This is a genomic window from Nocardia sp. NPDC004168, from assembly GCF_040610355.1.
In the GTDB taxonomy this organism is placed as follows: Bacteria; Actinomycetota; Actinomycetes; order Mycobacteriales; family Mycobacteriaceae; genus Nocardia; species Nocardia sichangensis.
Window position 1 is genome coordinate 1 of sequence record NZ_JBEXME010000029.1, and the last position, 2,437, is coordinate 2,437.

The window sequence follows — 2,437 nt, forward strand, 5'->3', positions numbered from 1 at the left end:
CTTCGCTCGAAAGACGTGGTCGAGGTGAGCTGGGTGCGCTGGCATTCGAACTCGAGATCAATGCGCACGGCTGCAGGCGACCGACCTGCGAGTGGGCCGAATCACGTTACTCGCCGTATACGCGGCGGCCGCGCACACGCGAGCCGGGCCGCGAACGGCGCATGCTCGGTCTCGCTTCGCTCGAAAGACGTGGTCGAGGTGAGCTGGGTGCGCTGGCATTCGAACTCGAGATCAATGCGCACGGCTGCAGGCGACCGACCTGCGAGTGGACCGAATCACGTTACTCGCCGTATACGCGGCGACCGAGTGGACTCGAGACGAACCACGGTCGTCACCTTGCCGACCCTTTCGCTCGGGCCGTGGCCGGCCCGGTCGCGTCAGGTCTCGGTTCCGGGGCTTGTAGGGCTGCCCCGAGCCCACCGGCGCTCGCTGTTCGCCTCGGGCGCGCCGACCATGCCGAGCGCGCCGGACCGCTACGGCAGATTCTTGGGCTTCGCCTCGGAATTGGATGGTCGAGGCGATGCCGTCGGATACGGAGAAGTGGCTCACCCTCGGGCGTCGTGTCCGAGTGATAGCCGCTGGCAACTGCGTCGTGGGCGGGGATGGCCGCTCGAACGCGAGCGAGTCGGTTTCGCGGTCGGGCAGTGGGTGTTCGCGGGCCCTTCGGCCCGTATCCGCGCGGACGACGCTTGCCCGGTTGCGAGGCTCGGAGTACGTCGGGTGGGACCGTCCGGAGCAGCCCGGGGTCGACGACGAGCAGGGTAGATGTAAGGGTGCCTGCATGGCAGAAAATACGCTGACGTCCGTGTCCGACGGTGGGCGGCGGCCCGCGCTGGCCCTGGCCGCCCTGCTGTTCGGCTCCGGGGTGCTGCATTTCGTCCGGCCGAAGCCCTTCGATTCGATCGTGCCGCGCTTCCTGCCCGGACGCGCCCGCGACTACACCTACGCCTCCGGCGCGGCCGAGATCGGTGTCGCCGCCGCCCTCGCGGTCCCGCGCACCCGCGGCTTCGGCGGACGGCTGGCGGCGCTGCTGTTCATCGCGGTGTTCCCGGCCAACGTGCAGTTCGCCGCGGACATGCTCGCCAGCGAGAAGGCGCCGCGGCTGGTGAAGATCGGCTCGGCGCTGCGGCTGCCGCTGCAGATCCCGCTCGTCACTCAGTCGCTGGCGGTGAGCCGGCGGGCGCGGCGTTCCTGATCAGCTCGGCCAGTTCGTCCGGACCGGCCAGGTTCGGGGGCGCGATGGTGCGGCCGGTGCGCACGTAGTGGAATGCGGCGCCGATCCGGGGCAGCATCTCGTGCTCGGGCCGTCCCTCGCGGGCGGCCATCAACCGCGCCCAGGCCAGGCGGTAGACGGCCAGCTGCATGGCGACCGCCGGTTCCTCGGCGGCGCTCGGCTCGGCGCCGGTCTTCCAGTCGACCACGATCCAGCCGCCGCCGGGTTCGGCGAATACCGCGTCCATCCGGCCGCGGATCACGGTGCCCGCGATCGAGGTTTCGAACGGGATCTCGACTTCGATCGGACTGCGATCGGCCCAGCGCGAGTTGAGGAACGCCTCCTGCATCGCGCTCAGCTCGGCGTCCAGGCCCGCGTCGGCCGCGCCGCCGTCGGCCGCGCCCGGCAGTTCGTCCAGACCGAGCAGGCGGGTGGAGCCGAACCACCGCTGCACCCAGGCGTGGAACGCGGTACCCCGGCGGGCCAGTGGATTCGGCGGGTAGGGCAATGGACGACGCAGGCGGGCGGCGAGCTTCGCCGGGTCGGCCCGCAGCTCGACCAGGGCGGTCGCCGCGATCTGGCCGGGTAGTTCCACCTCTTCGTCGGCGGCCGCGGCCGCGTGGTGTTCGGCGAGCAAGGCGTCGACGTCGGCGGCCCAGCCTTCCGGATCGGCAGGATCCGGCGCAAGGCGGGCGTCGTGCGGGCGGTACATGTCCTCTGGCGGGGGCGGAGCGAAGCCGGTCGCGGCGAATGCCGGTTCGTCGGCGGACAGATACTCCTCCACCGGGTCCGGCACCGAACCGAAATAGGGCTCGATATCCGCGTAGGGATCGGCGTATTCGATGGACCCGACCTCGAAGTCCCCCGCGAAATCGTCGGGCGGGTATTCGTCGTCGGGTGGATAGTAGGCCGGTTCATCCGCGAACCCCGGCTCATCAGCGGGACGAGGATTAGGCCGACTCATCCGCGAACCCGGCCCGTCACCGGGCCGGTAGTAGCCCGACTCATCCGCGAACCCCGGCTTGTCGGCGGGCCGGGGAGTAGGTCGATTCATCCGCGAATCCGACTCATCGCCGGGCGAATAGTAAGCCGAATCGCCGGTGAGACTCGGCTCGTCACCCGGCCCGTAGTCGCCCGGCTCATGCTCGAACTCCGGCTCATCGCCGGGCAGGCGAGAAGCCGAATCGCCGGTGAGACTCGGCTCATCACCCGGCCCGTAGTCGC

At 70.3% G+C, this 2,437-nt stretch carries 2 protein-coding genes; one reads left to right on the forward strand and one right to left on the reverse strand.

The window, feature by feature from the left end:
* The first annotated feature begins 781 nt into the window (after positions 1–781).
* Positions 782–1,195 (forward strand): hypothetical protein, encoded by a 414-nt coding sequence (locus tag ABZW96_RS31720; protein ID WP_355079710.1) that lies wholly within the window; start codon positions 782–784, stop codon positions 1,193–1,195.
* Here the strand turns inward: ABZW96_RS31720 and ABZW96_RS31725 are convergent.
* Positions 1,152–2,437: PD-(D/E)XK nuclease family protein (locus tag ABZW96_RS31725; RefSeq protein ID WP_355079712.1), on the reverse strand; the 1,286-nt coding region annotated here is incomplete at its 5' end. The two genes, ABZW96_RS31720 and ABZW96_RS31725, sit on opposite strands and share 44 nt — an antisense overlap.